At 75.5% G+C, this 23,225-nt stretch carries 12 protein-coding genes; 6 read left to right on the top strand and 6 right to left on the bottom strand.

Annotation, left to right across the window (positions count from 1 at the left end; translation table 11 throughout):
- The first annotated feature begins 1 nt into the window (after position 1).
- The 6 genes from SCA03_RS02775 (at position 2) to SCA03_RS02750 (ending at position 5,613) form a co-directional block, all read left to right on the top strand.
- Positions 2-832 (top strand): hypothetical protein, encoded by an 831-nt coding sequence (locus SCA03_RS02775; RefSeq protein WP_086817448.1) that lies wholly within the window; start codon positions 2-4, stop codon positions 830-832.
- Between the two features lies 1 nt (position 833).
- A complete protein-coding gene (locus SCA03_RS02770; RefSeq protein WP_030874853.1) occupies positions 834-1,148 on the top strand; it encodes a hypothetical protein in 315 nt (104 codons plus the stop codon).
- Between the two features lie 19 nt (positions 1,149-1,167).
- On the top strand, positions 1,168-2,052 hold the full coding sequence (locus tag SCA03_RS02765; protein WP_030874855.1) for a BtpA/SgcQ family protein: 885 nt from the start codon (positions 1,168-1,170) through the stop codon (positions 2,050-2,052).
- A 176-nt stretch (positions 2,053-2,228) separates the two neighbouring features.
- Positions 2,229-2,906, top strand: a complete 678-nt coding sequence (locus tag SCA03_RS02760) for a TenA family protein (protein WP_141275181.1) — start codon at positions 2,229-2,231, stop codon at positions 2,904-2,906.
- Positions 2,907-2,992: 86 nt separating this feature from the next.
- Positions 2,993-4,267, top strand: a complete 1,275-nt coding sequence (locus tag SCA03_RS02755; RefSeq protein WP_037865469.1) for an MFS transporter — start codon at positions 2,993-2,995, stop codon at positions 4,265-4,267.
- A gap of 140 nt (positions 4,268-4,407) precedes the next feature.
- Entirely contained in the window at positions 4,408-5,613 is a 1,206-nt protein-coding gene (locus tag SCA03_RS02750; protein WP_141275180.1) for a hypothetical protein, read from the top strand.
- 217 nt (positions 5,614-5,830) lie between these two features.
- Here the strand turns inward: SCA03_RS02750 and SCA03_RS02745 are convergent, their stop codons facing one another.
- From SCA03_RS02745 to SCA03_RS36725, 6 genes are all read right to left on the bottom strand, one after another.
- Positions 5,831-12,799: a non-ribosomal peptide synthetase gene (locus SCA03_RS02745; protein WP_141275179.1), complete on the bottom strand. Its 6,969-nt coding sequence runs from the start codon at positions 12,797-12,799 to the stop codon at positions 5,831-5,833.
- A gap of 119 nt (positions 12,800-12,918) precedes the next feature.
- The gene (locus SCA03_RS35915; protein WP_230988451.1) at positions 12,919-14,436 is read right to left on the bottom strand and encodes a cytochrome P450; all 1,518 of its coding nucleotides are present in this window, start codon (positions 14,434-14,436) and stop codon (positions 12,919-12,921) included.
- Positions 14,433-16,127: a (2,3-dihydroxybenzoyl)adenylate synthase gene (locus tag SCA03_RS02730; protein WP_086814696.1), complete on the bottom strand. Its 1,695-nt coding sequence runs from the start codon at positions 16,125-16,127 to the stop codon at positions 14,433-14,435. The genes SCA03_RS35915 and SCA03_RS02730 overlap by 4 nt, the downstream gene beginning before the upstream one ends.
- 222 nt (positions 16,128-16,349) lie before the next feature.
- Positions 16,350-17,597 carry a cytochrome P450 family protein gene (locus SCA03_RS02725; protein ID WP_086814697.1) on the bottom strand — a complete coding sequence of 416 codons (1,248 nt, stop codon included), beginning with the start codon at positions 17,595-17,597 and terminating at the stop codon, positions 16,350-16,352.
- Between the two features lie 302 nt (positions 17,598-17,899).
- Positions 17,900-19,741, bottom strand: coding sequence for an asparagine synthase (glutamine-hydrolyzing) (gene asnB / locus SCA03_RS02720; protein WP_030874867.1), 1,842 nt, complete (start codon positions 19,739-19,741; stop codon positions 17,900-17,902).
- Positions 19,742-19,952: 211 nt separating this feature from the next.
- A complete protein-coding gene (locus SCA03_RS36725) occupies positions 19,953-23,138 on the bottom strand; it encodes a methyltransferase (RefSeq protein WP_141275178.1) in 3,186 nt (1,061 codons plus the stop codon).
- Positions 23,139-23,225 lie beyond the last annotated feature (87 nt).

Genomic DNA, 23,225 nt, shown 5'->3' with positions numbered 1-23,225 from the left:
GATGAGCCTGCTGAGTGAGGAGACCGAGGTCTTCGAGGCCGCGCCGGGACAGCGGTGCGCCGTGGTCTTCCTCGTCCGCCGCCGTACCCCGGCCCCCGGCGACACCGGCCGGACGGCCGCCGCCCTCGGGGCGGAACTCGACGCGCTGCGCGCGGAGGGCTGGTGGCTCTCCGTCGACCGCATCCTCGACGGGGAGCGCCCGGACGGCGGGGAGCCGGAGGAGGCGAGCCCCGGCGAGCGCACGGAGGACGCGCGGGCCGCGCCCTGCCGCGACGTCCCCGCCGGGACGGAGAGCACACGGGCCGCGCCGCACCGGGACGTCCCCACCGTCTACGCCACCGGCTTCTCCCACGACGTCGACTACGTCGGCATGTTCGAGGCCCCGTCGCCGTCGTCGGCGCTGGCCGGCACGCGACGGCTGGAGGAGGCCGGCTGGTCCCGGGTCTTCAGGACCGCATGGCTGCTGGGGCAGCGGGAGTTCCTGCCCGTGGTCGGCCCCGCCTCCCGCCGGGAGGACGAGTGGGCGTTCTTCGCCCTGTGGAGCTGGAACAGCGCCTGGCAGGCCGCGACCGCACAGCAGCGGCGCGCCTACGACGAGGAGTGCGACGTGGCGTTCGCCTCCGACGTACGCGACGGCGCGGCCATCACCGGCCGGCACCGGCTGGACGGCGCGAGCCGGTGGGACCACATCGGGGTGTGGCGTGTCCCCGGCGTGGCCATGGTGGACCGCGCGATGCGCGAGCACGCACGGGTGGCGGACTTCAAGTTCACCACCTCCCGCCACTACATCGGGCGTCGGACCCGGCTCGACGACGCCCTCCGGAGGAAGTGACATGAACGACGTCGTCTGGCTGCACCACTCCCTGCCGCGCACCGCCTGGTTCGAGCTGACGCCCGAGGAACAGGCGCGCCGCGAGGAGGCGTTCCGTGCGCAGCGCGAGCTGTCCCTGCGGCAAGGCGCCAGCAGGCAGGGGCGGTTCCATGTGCGCGGGCAGGGCGACTACTCGCACGTGGAGATCTGGTACTTCCCCAGCGCCGAGCACGCCTTCGACCACTGGTCCCGGCTCGTCGCCGCGGGGTACACCGCGTGCTTCGAGTTCTCCAACCAGGTGGGCACGGCCGCAGAACCGGCCGCACCGTCCGCCTGACCGCACAAGAGAGGAACCCATGAACAACCCTGCCGACCGCACCGGCAACGAGCGGCCGCTCGGCGTCTTCCCCCCGAAGGACTCGGCGCTGGAGACGATCTTCGGCACCGACCGCGTCGTCATCGGCGTGGTGCACTGTCCCCCGCTGCCGGGCAGCCCGCACTACCGCGGGGAGCCGGTGGCCGACCTGATCCGGTTCGCCGTCGAGGAGGCGAGGGCCTACCGGGAAGGCGGTGTGCACGGCCTGATCGTCGAGAACGCCTGGGATCTGCCCTTCCCGAAACCGGAGGACCAGGGCTTCGAGACGGCCGCGACGCTGGCGGTGCTCGGCGACCATGTGCGCGAGAAGGTGGGCCTGCCCGTCGGCGTCAACGTCCTGGCCAACGGGGCGCACTGCTCGATAGCCACCGCGCAGGCGGCGCAGTCGTCGTTCGTGCGGGTCAACCAGTGGGCGAACGCCTATGTCGCCAACGAGGGCTTCATCGAGGGCCTGGCACCGTCCGCGACGCGGTACCGGGCGCGGCTGCGCGCCGAGGAGTTGAAGGTCTTCGCCGACGTGCACGTCAAGCACGGCTCGCACTCCATCATCGCCGACAGGTCGCTGGCCGAGCAGACCGAGGACGCGGAGTTCTTCGACGCGGACGTCCTCATCGCGACGGGCGGACGCACCGGCGACGAGGCCGGGGAGAGCGAGGTGCGGGGCATCATGGACGCCACCCGGCTGCCGGTCATCATCGGCTCGGGCATGAACGACGGCAACGCCGAGCGTCTGCTGTCCCTGTGCCACGGCGCCATCGTGGCCTCCGCGTTGAAGGAGAACGACCGCTGGTGGGGGCGGGTCGACCGGGACAAGGTCCGCTCCTTCACCCGGCACGCGGCCAAGGCCGGATACCGGCTGCCGTAACCGGCGCGCGCCCCGGCCGTCCGGCCGCACCCGGCGCTCCCCTTCTCCTTCGTTCTCTCTCCCCCGCCCGGCGCGGGCACTCCCCTCCCCCGCCCTGCCCGGCGGCCGACTCTGCCGGCCGCCGGGCCCCCGACACCCCACCGGCGACGGCCGGAAGCACCCGCGGAGGCACCCCCATGCCGAATTCCCGTCCCAGCCCGCAGTCCGCACGGCCCGGCACGCTGAGCGCACGGCTCAGGAGCCGCAACGCGCAGATGTGGGAACAGGCCCTCGCCATGCGCTTCGTACGCGAGGTCACCGACGACACCGTCGACGACGACGTCTTCGCCCGCTATCTGCTCTTCGAGCGGGAGTTCGTGGACACGGCGGCCCGGCTCGCCGGTGCCGCGGTGCGCGAGGCCCCCGGCCCCCGTGCGCTGCGGGGGCACAGCGACTCCCTGCACGCGCTGGTCACGGACCAGTACGCGTACTTCACCAAGGCGCTGGAGACCACCGGCGTCCCCGAAACCGGCCCGCGCGCCCACGAGCAGGCGTCCGTCCTCACCGAGGAGGCCCTGGACGTGGCGGACACCCTGGGCTACCCGGGCATCGTCACCTGCATGTACGCGGCGGAGTCGCTGTACGCCACATGGTGCGCGACGGCCGACCGCTCCCCGTCGGCACGGCCCCAGGTGGCGGACTGGGTGCATCTGCACACCGTCGCGCCCTTCACCACGCAGGTCCGGTTCCTCGAAGCCGAGGTCGACGCGCTGGAGATCCTCCCGGAGACGGAGACCGAACTGACCGCCGTCTTCGGCAGGTTCCTCGCCGCGGAAGTGCGCTTCCACGACGCCGCCTACCTCGACCGCGCCTGAACCACGGCCGCGGGGCCCGGCGCGGCCGGCCCCGCGGCAGCGACCGCCGCTCACTGATCGCCCGGAGACACACGGAAGGTGGAGCGATGCCGGACCTCGGCGCCCCCAAGAACCTCTTCGACAGGATCGGCATTCCCAAGAGCCTGGCGACGGGCTATCTCGCACTGGCCCTGTTCATGATCGGAGACGGTGTCGAACAGGGCTATCTGTCCGCCTTCCTGACCGACGAGGGCTTCAGCGCCGGCCGTATCGCGCTGATGTTCACCCTGTACGGCGTCACCGCGGGCATATCGGCCTGGATGGCGGCGGCCCTCTCCGACGTCATCGGTCCGCGCCGGCTGATGCTCGCCGGAGCCGCGATCTGGGTGGTCTTCCATGTCCTGTTCGTGACGCTGGGCGTGCTGGAGCACGTCGAAGTGCTGCTGCTGGCCTGCTACGGGCTGCGCGGATTCGGCTATCCGCTGTTCGCCTACGGGTTCTTGATGTGGGTCATCAGAACGGCCCGACCGCAGCGGCTGGGCATGGCCGTCGGCTGGTTCTGGTTCGCCTACATCGCCGGGTTCTCCACTCTCAGCCCCCTGGTGGCCAAGGCGAGCATCGCCGCCATCGGGCCGCTGCCCACGCTGTGGGCGGCGATGTGCGTCATCGCCGCCGGCACCGCGGTCGCGCTGACCGTGCGCGCCCCCGGCGGCGACCGTCCGCCCGTGCGTGCGGACGAGAACCCGCTGCGCAGTCTGCTGACGGGCGTCTCCATCCTGTGGCAGGAACCGAAGGTCGCCGTCGCGGGCGTCGTCCGCGTCATCAACGGCGTCTCCCAGTTCGGCTTCCCGGTCTTCCTGCCGGTCTACTTCACCAGGTCGCTGGACTTCTCCCTCGGCGACTGGCTCACCATCTACTCGGTGATGTACATGGTGAACCTCGGCTGCAATCTGCTCGCCGGGTACTGGAGCGACCGCTACGGCATCAGCCCGGTGGTGCGCTGGATGGGCTGCGCGGGCTGCGCCGTCACCACGGTCGCCTTCTACTACGTGCCCACCACGACCCACAGCTTCTGGCTGTCCCTGCTCACCGGCTGCCTGTTCTGCGCCTGCCTGGCCGGTTTCTCCCCGATGTCCGCGCTGATGCCGCTGCTGGCGCCCCGGCGGACCGGAGCCGCCATGGCCGGCCTCAACCTCGGCGCCGGCCTCGGCACCGCGGCCGGTCCCGCACTGGTGAGCCTGTGCCTCACCCCGCTGGGCGTGGAGGGCGTGATGTGGGTGTTCGGCGCCTGCTACGCCCTCGGCGCCGCACTCACCCTGTTCCTCCGCGTCGCACCCCGCACACGGGAGCCGGTGCCCGGCGGCGAACTGCCCGTCGGCTGACGGCTGTCGGACCCGGCACACCGCCGTCCGCGGCGGCCCGTCCGCGGCGGGCGGATGTCTCAAGGTCCGTACACCCCGTCCGCGCCCGCGGCCGGACCGCCATACTGGGTCCCGTCCGCGACCCCCCACAGATCGACGCCATGCCGAAGACCAACGACTCCTCCCCCCTCGCCCCGCCCCTCGTCCCCGAGACGATATGGCTGGGACACGGGCGCCACCTCGGCTCCTCCCCCGAGCAGGACATCCGTCGCAACCTCATCGCCCTCAAGGCCGCCGGGGTGATCGACGACTTCCTCGACCTCGACCCCGCCGACGCCGCGTCCTCCGCCGTCGGCGGTGTCCCCGACCCCTTCGAGGACCAGGACGGGGCCCCCACGCTCGACCCCTCCGTCCGGCAGGTCTTCGAGGCGCGCTGGCGGGTGGCCGACGAGGTCACCGTGCGTGCCCAGCTGTCCACGTACGACGTGGTGGAGCGGCGCAGGCGCGGCGAGGCCGTCACCTGGGTGCTCGCCGCGGAGGCGGAAGCGCCGTGGGACCAGGAGTGGCCGTCCCCCGCCACCATGTTCTGGCCCGACAGCGACCTCGTCGCCTGGGACCACGACATGGTGCCGGGGCCCCGGCTGCGGGCCACGCACCGGCTCCCGGAGGACGACAAGGAGATGCGGCGCCTGCTGAAGGACTGCGCCCGCAAGAGCTGGAACATCCATGTCGTCATCCACGAGGCGATGACACCGGCCGAGCAGGGCCGCCGCCCGCTGGCCTCCTTCCTGCCGCCGGGCCTGCGGCACCGCGTCGTGGAGCACCGGGCGGCCCCCGAGCAGGCGCAGATCGTCAACTGGGCGCTGAAGGACCTCCACGTGAACGTGCCGCGCGGCGGGGCCGTCGTCCTGCCCACGCTGCCGGCGGACCCGGCCTACGAGGCGGACCGCTTCACCGTGCGCAACCTCTTCCTGGACAGCTCGGAGCCGACGGAACTGCTGTGGCGGATCACGGCGTTCGCGGCCCTGCCCCGGACGCTGACCGGTGAGGCGGAGCGCGCGGTGCGCTTCCTGCGGCAACGGTGGCACCTGCTGGACCGGGAGGAGGAGCTGGAGCGCGCCCGCTCGCTCGTCGGCCGGTACGCCGAGGCGCTCGACGCGATGACGGCCTCCCGGGACGCCTACCGGCAGGAGGCGGAGCACCTCCGCGCCGAACTGGCCGCGGCGCGCAGCACGGACCCGGCGGCGCCGTCGCCCGCCGTCCCCCCGGCACCGCAGGACGGAGCACAGCACGGGACGGCCGGCGGCGCGCTCGGCCAGGTGCTGGGGCGTTTCAAAGGCATGACGAAGCGCCCTCCGTGGCAGTGACCGGGGCCGACCGCGCCCCGACCGTCCACCTCCCCTCCCGAAGCCGCCACACCTGACCCGCCCGACCGTCCACCGCCGCCTCCGTGGCGCCGCCACGCCTTCGTGTCGCCGCCACGCCTGACACCCGGCCGTCCGCCTCCCCGATCCGCCTCCGCCGCCCGGCCCGTGTCCTCTCCCGCGGCCGCGGGTCGGGACGAGGGGCCGGGGGCGGGTCCGGTCAGATGCTGCCCTCGTCGGACGGCGCCGCCGGTGCGGGCCGGTACGCGGCGAAGGCACGCAGCGTCGGGTGGGCGAAGAAGCGGGCCAGCGGGACGGTGTGGCCGAGTTCGGTGGCTGCCCGCTCGACGAGGCGTACGGCCTTGACGCTGTCCCCGCCCAGGGCGAAGAAGTTGGCGTCCGGGCCCGGGACGGGCACGCCGAGCACGGACTCCCACAGCGCGGCCAGGGCGCTGTGCGGTCCCGCGGCCGGCGCCTCGTCGCCCGTCGGCGGGGCGGTGTCCGCGTGGCCGGCCGGTGCGGGGGCGGCGGCTTCGGCGACGGCCGCCCGGTCGACCTTTCCGTTCGGGGTGAGCGGGAGCCGCGGCAGCACCCGCAGCGCCGCGGGGGTCATCGCCGCGGGCAGCCGGTCCGCCAGCCAGGCCCGCAGGGACGCCTCGTCGGGCCCGCCGCCGGCGGCGGGTGTCCCCGGGTCCGTCCCGGTGGCGGGCCCGCCGGGCGGCGTCGCGGTGGCGGGGCGGTGCGGTACGACGGCGGCGACGAGCCGGCGGTCGCCGTCGTCCTCGGCGAGGGCCGCCACGGCCCGGGCGACCTGTGGGTGCGCGGCGAGCGCCGCTTCCACCTCGCCGAGTTCGACGCGGTGTCCCCGCAGCTTGACCTGGTCGTCCGCCCGTCCCAGGAACTCCAGCAGTCCGCCGGGCCGGTAGCGGCCCTGGTCCCCGGTGCGGTACCAGCGGCCCTGCCCGTCCACGACGAAAGCGCGGGCGGTCGCCTCCGGTGCGGACCGGTAGCCGCGTGCCAGGCCGGTGCCGCCGATCCACAGCTCGCCGGGCACCCAGTCCGGGCGGTCCCGTCCGAGCGGATCGACGACCCGGTAGCGCTGGTTGCGCAGCGGGCGGCCGTAGGGCACCGAGGGCCACAGCGGATCGAGCGCGTCGGCGTCGGGGATGTCGTGGACGTTGGACCAGACCGACGCCTCCGTGGCGCCGCCGAGCCCGGCCAGCCGGCATCCGGGGAGCGCGGCCGACAGCCGGCCGGGCAGGTCGAGGCCGATCCAGTCGCCGGACAGCAGGGCGAGCCGCAGCTGCGACGGGGCGGCCCGTGGACGGTGTTCCAGGACGATCAGCAGCATGTCCAGGAGCGCGGGGACGGTGTTCCAGACGGTGACGCCGTACCGGTGGGCCAGCTCCGCCCAGCGTGCCGGGTCGCGGCGCTCGTCCTCCTCGATGGTGACGACGGCCCCGCCGACGCCCAGCAGACCGAAGACGTCGTACACGGACAGGTCGAAGTCGAGCGCGGAGACGGCCAGTACGCGGTCGGCGGGCCCCGTCCGGTAGCGGTCGCCGATGGCCTCCACGGTGTTGGCGGCGGCCCGGTGGGTGATCTCCACGCCCTTCGGTTCCCCGGTGGAGCCGGAGGTGAACACGAGGTAGGCGAGCTGGTCCGGGGACGGGTCGGGAAGGTCGGCGGCCGGGGCGTGCCGGGCGCCCTCGTCGAGGGTCAGCCGCCGGACGGGCCAGTCGGCTCCCGCCGTGTCCGCGGTGAGCGCCAGCCGGGCCCCGGCCGTGGCCAGGATGCGGTTCCTGCGGACCGGCGGCTGGTCGACGCCGACGGGCACATAGGCGGCGCCGGCCGCGAGCACGCCGAGGACGGCGGCGATCTGGTCCGGTCCCTTCGGCAGGCAGACGGCGACCGGCTCGCCGGGGGTCACCCCGTGCGTGGTGAGCAGTGCGGCGATCCGCCGTGCGTGCAGGGCGAGTTCGCCGTAGCCGACGGTGCGCCGGGGGCGCTCGGCGAACAGGGCCGGGGCGTCGGGCCGTGCGGCGGCGTGCCGGAAGAACGGGGCGTGCAGCAGGGGCTCGCGCTGCGGTGCCTCGGTCGCGTTGACGTCCCGGCGCACCGCGCGCTGGTCCTCGGGCAGCGGTACCGGCAGTTCGGTGTTCCAGTCCTGCTCGCACAGCGCGTGCACATGGGCGACGTAGGCGTCGAACATGGCGTCCAGCAGGCCCTCGGGGAAGAGGTCCTCGACGGCGTCCCAGTGCAGGTCGATGCCGGGCCCGTCGGGGCCCGGCCGTTCGACGGCCTGGTGGTCGAGCCAGACCTGCGGGGTCTGGGTGATGCCGTACACCTGGTCGGTGAACAGTCCACCCGGGTCGCCGCCCGCTGTCAGGCCGAGTGCGCTGGTGAAGACCACCGGCACGGTCGTCTCGGCGCTGCCGGTCCGGCGGGCCAGCTCGCGCAGCACCCGCACCGCGGAGACCGCGCGGTGGTCGAGGGCCTCCCACAGCTCGTGCTGGGTGCGGCGGGCCCCGGCCAGCCAGGGTTCGCCGGGGCGCGGCCGGTGTCCGACCAGCACGAGCGAGGTGAAGTCCCCGAGCACGTGCGGGATGTCGGGGTGCACCTCACGGCGGTCGAACAGGGTGAGATCGACGGTGAGTTCGGGGTCGGCGCTCCACCGGGAGAGCACCTCGCAGTAGGCGGTGAGCAGCACGGCCGAGGGGGTGAGGCCGTGGGCGCGGGCGCGTTCGGTGAGGGCACGCCGGTGCGCGGCGCCGAGGGTCGCGGTGCGCCGGACGAAGCGGGGCCGGCCGACCGCCGCGGGGTCGCGGGCGAGCGGCAGCCGGGGCGCGGGCGGGAGGTCGTCCAGCCGCGCGCTCCAGTGGCGTTCGGCGGCTTCGCGCTCCTCGGTGCCGGGCGCGGCGTCGAGCACGTAGTCGCGGAACGAGACGTCCACGGAGGGGAGTCGGGTGTCCGGGTCGGCGTAGAGCGCGGAGAGTTCCGCGGAGAAGGTGAGGATGCTGAGCGCGTCCAGCACGAGGTTGTCCATGCCGACGGCGAGGCGGACGCGGTCGCCCGCGCGGACGGCCGAGAGGGAGAACAGCGGCCAGCGGGCGGGATCGAAGACCCGGTGGGAGTTGTTCTCGCGCAGGGCGGCGAAGGCCGCGTCGGGGTCGTCGCCGGCGTCCGTGACGGGGACGGTGAAGCGCGGCACCCGGGGCAGGATCCGCTGGTCGCCGTCGGGTCCGAAGACGGCACGCAGCATCTCGTGCCGTGCCACGAGCCGGTTGACGGCCTCTTCCAGGCGGGCCACGTCGAGTCCGGGTATGTCGTACTCGCGGTAGAAGTGGCAGCCGACGCCGCCGAGGGTGAACTGCTCGTCGCGGCCCAGCCAGTAGGCGAGCTGTACATCGGTCGGCGGGAAGGGGTCGTGCCGGTGTTCCGGGTCGGGCCGGGGCGCGGTGGGGGCGCGGTGGGCCGTGCCCGGGTGGAGGGTCTCGGCGAAGTCGGCCAGCACGGGGTGGGCGAACAGGGCGCCGAGCGCGGCCCCGGAGACCCCGTCGGCGCGGAGCCTGGCCAGGAGCCGGGTGGCGAGCAGGGAGTCGCCGCCCAGCGCGAAGAAGTCGTCCCCGCGGCCGGGCCCGGGCGCGGGCGTGCCGAGCACGTCCTGCCAGGCGGCGGCGACCAGCCGCTCGGCCTCGGTGCGCGGCGGTTCGTGGTGTCCGGACGCGCCGTCGCCGGGGGCGGTCGTCCCGTCCTCGGCGAGCAGGGCCCGGACGGCGGCCCGGTCGACCTTGCCGTTGGCGGTGAGCGGCAGGGCGGGGAGCGCCGCGACGGTGCCGGGCACCATGGCGGAGGGCAGGCGCGTGGCGAGGAACTCCCGTATGCCGGGCTCCGGTTGCGGCGCGGGCGTTGCCCCGGGCGGGGCGCCGGCACGGCCGGTGTCGTCGGGCGGCGGCGCGTCGCCGGCCGGGCCCGGCCCGGCGGCTCGGTCCGCTCCGTGGGTCACGGCGGCGGCGAGCCGCCCGGAGGGCAGCTGAACGGCGACGGCCCGCGCCACCCGCGGGTGTGCCGTCAACGCGGCCTCGATCTCGCCGAGTTCGACCCGGTGGCCGCGTACCTTCACCTGGTGGTCGGCGCGGCCGAGGAACTCCAGGGTGCCGTCGGGCAGATACCGGGCGCGGTCGCCGGTGCGGTACCAGCGGCGGCCGTCGTGCTCGACGAAGCTGTCGGCGGTGCGCGCGGGGTCGCCGCGGTAGCCGCGTGCCACTCCCCCGCCGCCGATCCACAGTTCGCCGGGGACCAGATCGGGCCGGTCCCGGCCCTGCGGGTCGACGACGCGGCAGACGACACCGCTCAGCGGGACGCCGTACGGCACCTGCGTCCAGTGCGCGGGTACGGGCAGCGCGGTGACCTCCTGGACGGTGGAGTGGATGGCGGTCTCGGTGGTGCCGCCGAGCCCGGCGAACCGGCAGCCGGGCGCCTGCGCGGCGAGCCGTGCGGGCAGGTCGGTCGGCACCCGGTCGCCGCCGAGCAGCACGGTGCGCAGCGGCAGTCCGCCCGGTCCCGCGGTGGCGTCGGGTGCGTCCGGCCGGGACTCCAGCACGGTCAGCAGCATCTCCAGCAGCGCGGGAACGCAGTTGAGGACCGTCGCCCGGTGGCAGTGCAGCAGCCGGAGCCAGGCGGTGGCGTCGCGGCGTCCGGCGTCCTGGGCGCAGACGACCGCGCCGCCCCGCTGCCACGGTGCGAAGAGGTCGAAGACGGAGAGGTCGAACTCGGGGGCCGAGAGCGCCAGGGTGCGGTCGTCCGGGCCGAGGCCGAACCGTTCCACGAGGTCGGCGACGGTGCTCATCGCCGCGGCATGCGGGACCTCGACGCCCTTGGGCTCGCCCGTGGAACCGGAGGTGTACAGCACATAGGCGAGGTCCTCGGCCGCTCCGGGCACGGGTCCGGGCAGCGGTTCGGCGCGCTGTGCTTCCGCCAGCTCCCCGGGGTCCAGGACGAGCCGGGCGCCGGCCGCGTCCAGGATGCGGCGCCGGCGTGCCTCGGGCCCGTCGGCGGCGACCGGCAGCCAGGCCGCCCCGGCGGCGAGCACACCGAGCACGGCGACCGTGTGTGCGGGCCCCTGCGGCACGCGGATCCCGACGAGGTCACCGCGGCCCACGCCCCGCGCCCGCAGATGACCGGCGACGGCCAGGGCCCGCGCGGCGAGTTCGCCGTAGCTCCACCTGTCGTGCGGCGGCCCGCCGTGCGGCAGTCCGTCGCGCGGTGGCCCGTCGTGCGGTGGCCCGTCGGGTGACGGTGCCTCGTGCGGCAGTTCGCCGGGCGATGGCCCGTCGTCTCCCCACAGCACGGCGGGGGCGGCGGGTTCGGCCGCGGCGTGGGCGAAGAAGGCGTCGTGCAGCCGGGTTCCGGCGCCGGGCGGGGCGCCGGTGGCGCCGACCCGGTCGCGTACGGCGCGCTGCCGGGGCGGCAGCAGGCAGGGCACCGGCTCCGACCAGGCTTCGGCGTCGGCGAGCAGCCGGTCCAGCAGCGTGCCGTAGGCGGTGAACATCGCGTCCGGCACGCCGGGTGCGAAGGCGTCCTCGCGGACGTCCCAGTTGACCAGCAGCCCCTCGGACACCTCGGTGATCTGGGCGTCGAGCCAGACCTGGGGCCCCTGGGAGATGATCCACACGGGGTCGCCGAAGCACCGGCGTACCGCTTCGGGGAACAGCGGTCCCAGGCCGAGGGCGCTGGTGTGCACCACGGGGGCGAGGATCTGTGCGCCGCGCTCCCGGCTGAGGTCGCGCAGCACCTCGACGCCCGAGTGACCGGCGTGTGCGGCGTCGGCGTGGAAGCGCCGCTGGAGCCGCCGGGCACGGTCGGCGAACCCGCCCGGCGCGGCGCCGTCCCAGGCGAGCAGCACGGACGAGGTGAAGTCGCCGACCAGCGCGTCCACATCCGGGTGCAGCGGCTCCCGGTCGAACAGCGGCAGATTGAGCAGGAAGGCCGGGTCGTCGCTCCACGCGGTGAGGACCTCGGCGAACACGGCGGTCAGCGCCATCGCCGGGGTCAGTCCCTGGGCGCGGGCGTGCGCGGCGAACGCGGCGGTCTGCTCCGGGTCCAGGACGCGGTGCCGGCGCACGACGGTGGTGGCGTCGTCGGCGCCGTCCTCGGCGGCGGGCAGCCCGGGGGGACCGGGCAGCTCGGCCAGCCGCTCGCGCCACCAGGCACGGTCGGCGGCCAGGGCGGCGGCGCCCGGACCCGCCCGGTGTGCCTCGCGGTCGGCGAGGTAGCGGCGGAAGTCGTAGTCCGGCGCGGGGCGGGTGGCGCGGCCCGTGGTGTAGCAGTCGGCCAGGTCGGCGAGGAGCACCCGCAGGCTGAGCGCGTCGGCCGCGACCATGTCGAGGTTGACGTGGGTCCTGGTCCGGCCGTCGGGCAGCAGCGTGAGCCGGACGTCGAAGACCTCGCCCGCTGCGATGTCCAGCCTGCGGTGGGAGAGCCGGGCGCGGATCCGCTCCAGCTCGGCCGCCGCCTCCTGCCGCGTCGCGTCGCGCAGGTCCCGCACCCGCAGCCCGGGCCAGGGCGCGGTGGGCAGGATCCGCTGGGTGCCGTCGTCGAGCACCTGGGTGCGCAGCATGCCGTGGCGGGCGAGGACGGCGCGTACGGCGGCCTCCAGGCGTGCCGGCTGCACGCCGGTGCCGTCGAACTCGTGGTAGAAGTGCGCGGCCACACCGCCGAGTCGCTGGCCGGGCGTGCGGCCCGCCCAATAGGCGTGCTGCATCAGGGCGAGCGGGAAGGGCTCGCCGTCGCCGGACGCGGCCGGGGCCGTGCCGGGGGTGGCGGCGGGGGTGCCGGGTCCGGGGCCGGGGCCGGGGCCCTCGGCGAGGCCGGTGCGGGAGGCGAGCAGGGTGTGCCAGGCGGCGAGGGTCGGTTCGGCGGCCAGTTCGCCGAAGCTGACGGGTGCGCCGGCCCGGCGCCAGCGTGCGGCGAGCTTCATCAGGCCGAGGGAGTCGAGGCCGAGCGCGATGAGGTTCTCCTCGTCGCCCAGGGTGTCGGCGGGCAGGTCGAGCAGCGCACCGAGGTGGGCGCGCAGGGCGCGGGGGTCCTCGATCTCGGCGGCGGCGTCCGTGGCGGCGGTGTCGGTGGCGGCCGTGTCGTCGGTGGCAGCCGTGTCGGTGGCGGCCGTGTCGTCGGTGGCGTGGGGCAACGGGTCGTCCTTCTTCTCGCACCGGTCCGGCGGGACCGGCTCGTCTCGGTGGGCCCGTTCGACGGGCGGGGCAGGGGCCGATGGCGGACGCCGGGCGGTGGCGGGCGTCCCCGCGGCGGTCACCAGCGCACGGGCAGCTCGGCCGGACCGCGCAGGAACGCCGCGGTCCTCCAGGTGGGCGCGCCCGCCGGGCGGAGCCCGGGGAGCACCCGGGCGAGGGCCCGCAGCCCTTCCTGGAGTTCGACCCGGGCGAGCGCCGCCCCGGCGCAGTGGTGGATGCCGTGGCCGAAGGCGAGATGGCCGCCGGTGTCCCGGCCGGGGTCGAGGTCGTCGGGGCGCGGATAGCGCAGCCCGTCCCGGTCGGCGGCACCGATCGCCACCAGCACCGGTTCCCCGGCCCGTACCCGGACGCCGCCGACCTCGACGTCCTCCGTGGCGTACCGCGGCAGCGAGGCGGAGGCGGCCAGCGGTACGTACCGCAGCAGTTCCTCCACCCACGCCTCGGCGCTGCCCGGCGAGTCGGCGAGCGCGGGGAGGACCTCCGGGCGCTCGGTGAGCAACACCCAGGTGAAGTTGGCCAGTTGGGCGGCGGTCGTCTCGTAGCCGCCCAGCAGCAGGGCGATGCACAGCTCGACGAGTTCGTCGTCGGCGGAGGTGCCTGGCGCATCGCCGGTGCCGTGCGCGGCGCTGTGCGCTGTGCCGTGTGCGGTGCCGGATGTGGCGCCGGATGCGGTGCCGTGCTGTTGAGGCCCGGCGGTGTCGGGGGCGTCGGCGGCGGAGTCGGCGGCTGCGGTGTCGGTGACGGTGTCAGCGGAGTCGGCAGCGGCTTCGGTATCGGTGACGGTCTCGGCGGTCTCAGGGCAGTCGGTGGCGGTGGCGGTGGCGGAGGGGCCGACGGCGGCGGAAGCTGCGGTGTCGGCGGAAGCTGCGCTGGCGGCAGAGACTGCGGTAGCGGCGGAGACTGCGGTGGCGGCGGTGTCGGCGTCCTCGGCGCGGGCGTGCAGGAGGGCGGTCAGCAGGTCGTCGGCGGGTTCGGTGCGGCGCTGGGCGAGCAGCGCGGCCATGTACGCCTTCAACTCCCCGGTGGCGGCGCCGAAGTCCTCCCGGGTGGCGCCGCTGGTGGAGAGCACCGTGTCGCTCCAGCCCCGGAACCGGTCCCGGTCGGCGGTGGGGACGCCGAGCAGCTCGCAGATGACGGCGATCGGCACCGGCAGGGCGAAGCCCTCGACGAGGTCGGCGGGCGGGCCCTGCGCGGCCAGCCGGTGCGCGGCGGCCTCGGCGATCTCCCGGACCCGGGGCCGCAGCCGTTCCGCCCGCCGTGCGGTGAAGGCGCGCGCCGCGGGCCGCCGCAGCCTGGTGTGTTCCGGCGGGTCGGTGGCCACCAGCCCGATGGGGCTGACGGGCGTGGTGCGCGGCGCGTCGCGCACGGCGTCCATGGCGCGGCTGAAGCGGTGGTCGGCGAGCACGGCGCGGGCCTCGGCGTACCGCGTCACCAGCCAGGCGGGTTCGCCGTAGGGCAGTTGCACACGGATCGGTCCGGCGGTGCGCTGGGCCTCCCGGTAGGCGGCGGCGAGGCCCAGCCCGTCCCTCGTGTGGAAGGGGTAGGCGACGGGTTCCGGGACGCGGCGGGCGGTCATCGGGTCTCCTCGGGCGTGGTGAGGGTCCGGGCCAGCGCGGCACGGTCGACCTTGCCGGCTCCCGTGCGGGGGAAGACGGCCAGGGTCCGCACCCGGTCGGGCAGTTTGAAGGCGGCGACGCCGCGCCGGGTCAGATGCGCCACCAGGTCCCGGCGGGTGGGCTCGTCCGGACCGTGTGGCACGACGAACGCGCAGGTGCGCTCGCCCATCTCCGCGTCCGGGAAGCCGACCAGCGCCACGTCGTGCACCGCGGGGTGGGCCAGCAGATGGTTCTCCACCTCCTCCACCGGAACCTTGTCCCCGCCCCGGTTGATGACGTCCTTCACCCGGCCCTCGACGACGAGATGGCCGGTGGGCAGGGTGCGGACCAGGTCACCGGTGCGGAAGTAGCCGTCCGGGGTGAAGGCCGTGCGGTTGTGCTCCTCGGCGCGGTAGTAGCCGCGCAGGGTATAGGGGCCGCGCACCCACAACTCGCCTGCCTCGCCCGGCGGTACGGAGGTTCCGTCGGGCGTGACGACGCGCACCTCGTCGGCCTCCGACAGCGGCCTGCCCTGGGTGGTGCGCACCAGTTCCTCGGGGTCGTCGAGCCGGGTGAGGTTCAACAGCCCCTCGGCCATGCCGTACACCTGCTGGAGGGCGCAGCCGAGCACCGGGCGCACCCGGCGCGCGGCCTCCTCCTTCAGCCGGGAGCCGCCGGCCTGGAGGAGTGCGAGGCTGCTCAGGTCCGGGTCGAGGAGTTCCGCCGCGTCCAGCCAGGCCAGCACCAGCGGCGGGACCAGCGCGACGGTGGTCACGCGCTCCCGCGCGAGGAGCGGGAACGCCGTCTCCGGGTCGGGCCCGGGGCTCAGCACGACGGTGCCACCGGTGCACAGGGTGCCGAGCAGTCCGGGGCAGGCGAGGGCGAAGTTGTGGGCGGCGGGCAGCGCGACGAGCGTGACGGTGTGCGCGTCGAAGCCCGCGGCGCGTGCCGAGGCGCGCACGTTGTAGGCGTAGTCGTCGTGGGTGCGCGGTATCAGCTTGGGCGGCCCGGTGGTGCCGCCGGACAGCAGCAGCACGGCGACATCCCCGGGGTGCGCGGAGTCGGCGGCGGAATGCGCGGGGCCGGGGCCCGGGGTGGGGTCCGGCGGGGTTCCGGCGCCGCGTGCGGGCTCGGTTCCGTCCGCCCGGTCCCGGCCGAGCAGCGCCGCGAACGGGGCCCAGGGGCCGGGCCGTTCCGGACCGGCGGCGAAGACGTGCCGGACGGTGGGGGCGGCGCCGGTGACCGCGTGGGCGAGCCGGTGCTGCTCGTGGCCGTCGGCGTGCAGCACATACGCCTCGGCGCCGGAGAGCCGGGCCAGGTGCGTCAGTTCGCTCTCCCGGTGCGCGGGCAGCGCGAGCACCGGGACGACGGCGGCCCGGAAGCAGCCGAACAGCAGGGTGACGAACTCGGAGCTGTTCGGCAGGTGCACCAGCAGGCGGCTGCCCGGGTGCAGCCGGTGGGCGCGCAGCCCGTCGGCCACGCGGTCGGCGGCGGCGTCGAGTTCCGCGTACGTCCAGCGGCGGTCGCCGTCGACGAGGGCGGTACGGCCGGGGGTGCGGTGGGCGCTGTCGCGCAGGACGGCGCCGAGAGTGGTGCCGCTCCAGAGGCCGGCGGCGCGGTACCGGTCGGCGAACTGCCGGGGCCAGGGGGTGAATCCGTCGAGCTGGGGCACGGTGTCGTCCTCGTCCTTCTGTTCCTTCGTGTCGTGCGTCGTGCTGTCGCGGGGCTGTGCTCTCGCGGGCCGTGCTCGCGTGCGGTCGCGCCGGCCCGCGTCGTGCTCTCGCGCGTCGCGCTCTCGCGCGTCGTTCCGGCTCGGCTTCGCGCTCTCGCGCGTGAGTGGCTCCCGCTTCGTGCTCGGTCGCCGGTCCTTCGGTCTGGCGGCGGACGGGCGGGGTCAAGGTGCGGGGTGCAGCCGTACCGGTAGCTCCTCCAGTCCGTGCATGGCGGTGGAGTGCCGCCAGCGCAGGTTCTCCGGTGCGGCGGCGAGGGCGAGGCCGGGGAACCGGGCGAGCAGCCGGCCGAAGGCGATCTCGCCCTCCAGCCGGGCCAGCGGGGCGCCGACGCAGTGGTGGATGCCGTGACCGAAGGCGAGATGGCCGGCGGCGGGCCGGGTGATGTCGAGCCGGTCGGGTGCGGCGAAGCGGACGTCGCGGTTGGCGGCGAGCCAGGAGACCATCACGAAGTGCCCCTCGGGGACGGTGACACCGCCGAGTTCGACGGGCTCGGTCGCGTACCGGGGCGAGGAGAGGTTGTTGGGCGTCTCGTAGCGCAGGAACTCCTCGACGGCGCCCGGCAGCAGCTCGGGGCGTTCGCGCAGCAGGGCGAGCTGGTCGGGGTGGCGCAGCAGCGCCAGGGTGCCGCTGCCGATGAGGTTGACGGTGGTCTCGAAGCCGCCGGTGAGCAGGACGAGGGCGGTGGAGATCAGCTCGTTGCGGGAGAGCCGGTCGCCGTCCTCGCTGACGTGCACGAGCCGGGTCAGCAGATCCTCGCCCGGGTGTGCGCGCTTGCGCTCGACGAGGTCCCCCAGATATCCGGCCATGCGCAGGGAGGCGGCGCCGATCTCGTCCGGGGTGCCGGCGGCGACCATGGTGCGCGACCAGGCCGTGAACCGGTCGCGGTCGGCGAAGGGGACGCCGAGCAGTTCGCAGATGACGCGGATGGGCAGTGGGAGGGCGTAGTCGGCGAGCAGATCGCGGTGCTCCCCGGCCCCGCCGGGGGTCTCCGCCGCGTCGTCGGCCTCCATGGCGTCGAGCAGTTCGTCGGCGATGGCCTCGATCCGGGGGCGCAGCGGGGCGACGGCACGGGCGGTGAACACCTTGGTGAGCAGGGAGCGCAGCCGGGTGTGGTCCGGCGGGTCCAGGTTGAGCAGGTTGCGGGCGAGTTCGGGGGCGAACCTGCTCTCGGTGTCGGCACCGTCGCCGAGGCGCATCCGCTCCAGCCGGTCGTAGACGCCGTGGCTGCTCAGCCGCGGATCGGTGACGGCGGCGCGGGCCTCGGCGTGCCCGGTGACCAGCCAGACCGGGAAACCACCGGGCAGTTCGACGAAGCGGACCGGCGCCGTCGACCGCAGCCGGGCGGCGACGGTGTGGGCGTCCTGGATGAACTCCTCTCCCAGGGGCAGTGGCGGGGTGGGCGCGGTCATGTGGGTGCTCCTGTCGTGCGGTGGGCCGCCGGGTGTGCGGCGGTCGTCGGGTGTGCGGCGGTCGTCGGGTGGTGCGGGTGGTGCGGTGGGCGGGGGCGACGGCGGTTGTCCGCCCCGGCGGTCGGCGGGTGTGCCGGGGCCGGGACGTGCGGGGCCGTGCGAGGCGGGTTCGGCACTGTGCGTGACAAGGGCGGACCGTGCGCGGCGGGTTCGGCACCCTGCGGGGCAGCGGCGGACCGTGCCGGTGCCGGTGCCGGGGCCGGGGCCGGGGGCTGAACCGGGGGCTGAACCGGAAGGATGGGTCAGGGCACGGTCAGCTCCGGGTCGTAGGCGTCGGACCACACGTGGAAGTCGAGGAACCGTTCCAGGCCGGTGCGGGCGGCACCGGTCACGGCCGCCGGGGCGGCGTCGGCGGTGCGCCGCACCCAGTCGCGGTCGAAGACGGCGAACACCTGGTGGTCGCGGTCCGCGAGGACGTCGCGGGCCTGGCGCTGGAGGGCCGCGGCGTATCCGGTGTCCTGGGTGGACGGGTAGGGGCTCTTGACCCGCTCCGTCACCGAGCGGGGCAGCAGCGGGGCGACGGCCTGGCGCAGCAGCCCCTTCTCCCGGCCGTCCACGGTCTTCAGCGCCCAGGGCGCGTTGTAGACGTACTCGACCAGCCGGTGGTCGGCGAAGGGGACCCGGACCTCCAGGCCGGCGGCCATGGACATCCGGTCCTTCCGGTCGAGCATGGCCCGCACCAGCCGGGTGATGTGCAGATGGCTGCTGGTGCGCATCCGCCGCTCGAAGGCGTCCTCGCCGGGCAGGTGCTCGACCCGGGCGACGGCGCTCGCGTACTCGTCGGCGACATAGCCGCCGATGTCGAGGGCCTCCCGCAGCTCGGGGCGCAGCGGCTCGGTCCGGTCGGCGGTGTAGGTGTTCTGGAAGGCGAGCCAGGGGAAGGTGTCGGCGTCCCGGGCGGCGGGGTGGTGGAACCAGGCGTATCCGCCGAAGAGTTCGTCGGCGAACTCGCCGGACAGCGCCACGGTCGCCTGCTCCCGGATGGCCCGGAACAGCAGCAGCATGGAGCTGTCGATGTCGCCCAGCCCGATGGGCATGTCCCGGGCACCGACCACGGCACGGCGCAGCGCGGGATCCAGCAGGGACCGGGAGTCGAGCAGCACCGTGCGGTGGTCGGCGCCGAGGTGTGCGACGACCTCGCGGATGTAGGGCGCGTCGGGGGTCTCGCGCAGCTCGTCCGGGCGGAAGTTCTCCTCGTATCCGGCGAAGTCGACGGAGAACGTGCGCAGTTTGCCGCCGGTCTCCCGCTGGTGGCGGGCGGCGAGCGCGGTGACGGCGCTGGAGTCGAGCCCTCCGGAGAGCAGCACGCACTGCGGCACGTCCGAGACGAGCTGCTGCGGCATGATCTCCCCGAGCAGCGCGGCGACGCGCTCGACGGTGGTCTCCGCGTCGTCGGTGTGCTCGGTGGTCTCCAGCCGCCAGTAGGTGCGCTCACGCATCCCGGCCCGGTCCACGGTGACCACGGTGCCCGGCTCGACCTCGCGCAGGTCCTTCCACAGCGACCAGCCGGGGGCCTTGGTGAAGCCCGCCAGTTCGCGCAGACAGCCGGTGTCCACCCGGCGCGGGAAGACCGGGTTGGCGAGCACGGCCTTGGGCTCGGAGCCGAACAGCAGCCCGTCGTGCGTGCGGTGCAGATACAGCGGTTTGACGCCCATCCGGTCGCGGACCAGCACGAGCCGCTGCCGCCGTTCGTCCCACAGCGCGAAGGCGTACATCCCGGTGAGGCGTTCGGCGACCGCCTCGCCCCACTCCAGATAGCCGCGCAGGACCACCTCGGTGTCGCTGCGGGTGGTGAACCGGTGGCCGCGCGCGGTGAGTTCGGCCCGCAGCGCGGTGTGGTTGTACACCTCCCCGGAGTGGACGAGGGTGACCGGCCCCGCCGGTGTTCCGGCCGTCATCGGCTGCCGGCCGCCGGGCGGGTCGATGACGGCGAGCCTGCGGTGGCCCAGCGCCGCGTGCCGGAACAGGCGGGTGCCGGACTCGTCAGGGCCGCGCTCGGCGAGCGTGGCGGTCATGGCGGCGACGGTGTCTCCCTGGCCGGTGAGGTCCTGCTCGAACGCCACCCAGCCGGTGATTCCGCACATGGTGCTCCTCGGTTCACGTCTTACGGTTCATGTCTGCCGGTTCACGTCTGCCGGGCCCTGTTTCCGGGGCCCGTCTTCGGGGGTCCTGGTTCCGGGGCCGGGCCTCCGGGCCTGGTTCCGGGCCTGGTTTCCGGGCCTGGATTCCGGGCTGGATTCCCCCGGCCCTGTTCTCGGGCGGGAAGGGCCGGACTGCCGGTGGTGCGGCGCCGGTTCAGTGGGTGCCGGGGGCGCGGGCGGCGAACACCCGGTGGCCCAGCGGCTCCAGCGGGTGCCCCGGGCCGGGGAGATCGGCCACCGGCCGCAGCCCCGCGCCGTCGAGCACGGCGAGCCACTGCGCCCGGGTCAGAAAGCTGGCGCCCGTGGCGGCACGCGCGTCCCGCGGTGCGGCCATCGAGAAGCCCTGGGTCACCAGCACCCAGTACTCCTCGGTGGTCGGCTCCGTCAGCACCAGCAGCCCGCCCGGCGTCAGCAGCCGGGCCAGCCCGCGCACGGAGGCGTCGGTGTCGACGGCGGCGTTGAGCACTCCCCCGGCCACCACGACATCGGCCTCTCCCGGGCGGTGGCCCTGGTCCAGCGGATCGCCGTCGATGTCCAGCAGTCCGTAGCGCACGCGGTCGCCGAAGCGCTCCCTGGCATGGCCGAGGAAGAACGGCGACACGTCGGTGAACAGATAGTCGACGGGCGGGCCCGGCAGCCGGTGCAGCGCGGGGAGCAGGACCTCCGTGGTGGTCCCGGTGCCGCCGCCGGCCTCCAGGACGTGGGGCCGGCCCGCCCCGGACCGGGCACGCAGCTGTGCCGCGGCCAGTTCGGCTGCCGCGTGGTGCTGGTAGCGGGCGGTGGCGCTCTCCCGGTACAGCGCACGGGCATGCCCCAAACCGCCCTCGGGGAAGAGGAGTCGGGCCGCGCTGTGCTCGCCGCGCAGCAACGCGGGCAGCTCCTCGGCGCAGCGCCGCGCGTGGTCCACGGTGTCCGCCGCGCCGTACACCTCCAGCCAGCGCCGCCGGGCCCGTTCCCAGACCCGGTCGGGCGCGGTGCCCGACTCCGGGCCGGGCACGCGCCGGAAGGCACCGTCCGCCCCCTCTTCGAGCAGTCCCTCGGCGGTGAGGACGGTGAGCCAGCGGCGCAGCAGCCGGTGGTGTGCGGGCGCGGCACCGGTGGCGGTGCGGATCTGCGCCTCGGTGTGCTGCTCGGCGGGCGAGGTGAAGCAGCCCGCGCGGCGCAGCGTGCCCAGCATGGTGTGCAGCGCGGCGCGGTCCACTTCGCGGGCCGCGGCCACCGCCGCCTGCTGGTCGACGCCGTCCAGCGCGGCGTCACCCGCGGCAGCGGCGAGCGTGACCGGGCTGTCCGGCCCGGCGTCCGGCTCCCCGCGACCGGCGACCGCCTCCCGGCGACCGGCGCCCGGCTCCCGGCGACCGGCGCCCGGCTCCCCGGCTTCCGTGCCCGTGCCCGTGCCGCCGTAGCCACCGGCACTGTCCGAGCTGCCACCGGTGCCGGCCGTGCCGCCGCCGGCACTGTCCGAGCTGCCTCCCGTACCGGCCGTGCCGCCGACGGTACGGCCCGAGCCGCCGCCGGTGCTGCCGTTCCGGACCGGGTGCTCCCCGCCGGGCGGAGCGCTCCCGTCCGGTGCGGGGCCGGACAGCTCGGCCGGTGCGGGACCGGACAGTTCGGCCTCCGGCGCGGGACCGGACAGCTCGGCCTCCGGCGCGGGGCCCAACCCGGCCCAGGCTTCGGTGTCCTGCGCGGTGGGCTCCCCGCCGGTGCAGCGCACCCGGGCGAGCGTCGAGAGGTCGGTGAGCACGGCGGCGGGCTCGCGCGGCAGCGTCCGCACGGAGGACAGCGGCAGTACGGCCTCGGTGACGGCGTCGCGCTCCAGCAGGGCGAGCAGCCGCGCGGCGGGGATGTCCGGTGCCGCGCAGACGACGCGACCGCCGCGCGCCCAGGTCTCCACCGCCGCCCGCGCCCCCGCCCGGTCCCCGGCGAGGACGGCGGTGCACGGCGGGGGCGTGCCCGGGGTGCCGACTGCCGGGAGCGGCGGAGAGGCGGTCAGGACGGCGGCGACGGCGGCGAAGAACTCCCGTGCGGTGTGCGGCACTCCGGCGCGTCCGCCGTCGTGCACGGCCCGCTCCACCTCGTCGGCGCGGTACGCCGTCCCGTCGATCTCGCAGACCACGGCGTCGGGTTCGGCGTCGGCGAACCGGAGCCCGGTCGCGGGCCGCGCGGACCGGGACGGCCCGGCGCTCCCGTCGCGCGGCTCCGGGTCCGCCGTGGCGTGCCACAGCAGTTGACCGGCGGCGGCGTACGGCGACCCCTCCGGCGGCAGGGTGGCACACACGGTGAAACCGGCGCCCGTCAGCTCCTCCCGCCAGGCCGCCGCATCGGGGAAGACGTCGTCGGTGCCGGACCGCCGGTCGGCGAACCGGGTACGGGGATCGTCGGCGTGCTCGGATCCGGCCGGCGGAGAGAGCAGGAAGTGCAGGGAGGTGAGGACGGCATCGGTGTCCCGCACGGAGTCGAGGACGAGCAACTCGCCGCCCGGAGACAGGAGTCGGCGGATGCGCCGCAGCGTGGCCGGCAGGTCGGCGGCGTTGTGCAGGACGTTGCCGGCAATCACCACGTCCGCGCTGCCGTCGGCGAACCCCTGCGCGGGAAAGTCGGCGTCGATGTCGAGCAGCGCGGTGCGCACGCCCGGTATCCGCTCCGCGGCAGCGGTGAACAGCCGTGAGACATCGGTGAACAGGTACTCGGGGCACAGCCGTGGCGCCCCGGCCAGCGCACCGAGGACGGCCTCGGTCGTCACACCGGCCCCGCCGCCCAGCTCCACCACCCGTGCGCGGCGGCCCCGGCGCGCCACCGCGGTACGCGCCAGCTGCCCGCAGCGGTCGTTGAGCCACGCGGTGAACACATTGCGCTGGTAGGCACCGAGGACACCGTGCGCCGCGCTCCCGGCCGCCGCCTCCGGCCCGTGGGCGGCGTCGTGCCCGGGGCCGGTGAACAGCAGGTGCTGTGCGCTGATCCGGTCGCTCAGCAGATCCGCCAGGCGGTCGAGGGCGGCCCGGTGGTAGCGGGCCATCTCCGGCGGGAACCCCAACGCGGCGTATGCGTCGGCGAGTTGACCGGGCCGGTACGGGGGCGCGGGGGCGGCGGCGCGGAACGTGCCGTCGGGGTCGCGGGCGAGCAGCCCGGCGCGGCACAGCGTGGCCAGCCAGCGGCGCAGCAGCGCACGGTGCCGGGGCGCGGCGCGCAGGGCGGCGGCGAGTTCCGGTTCGCGGGCGGGCAGCGCGGGGCGCAGCAGCCGGTCCATCGCGGCGCGGCTGACGGCGTCCAGCCGCTCCAGCCCGGCCGACAGCGGATCGGCCTCCTCCTGCCGGGGTGCGCTGGAGGACCCGTGCACGCTCACGGGTTCCGCGGGGTTCGCAGCAGTCGGGGAGTTCGCGGGGTTCGCAGCAGTCGCCGGTGCCGCAGAGGCCGCGGGGCTCGTGGGGCG

The organism is Streptomyces cacaoi, from assembly GCF_006539165.1.
Taxonomy (GTDB): Bacteria; Actinomycetota; Actinomycetes; order Streptomycetales; family Streptomycetaceae; genus Streptomyces; species Streptomyces cacaoi.
Note: the sequence above shows the minus strand (reverse complement) of the source record. Positions and strands in the feature narration are given on the sequence as shown.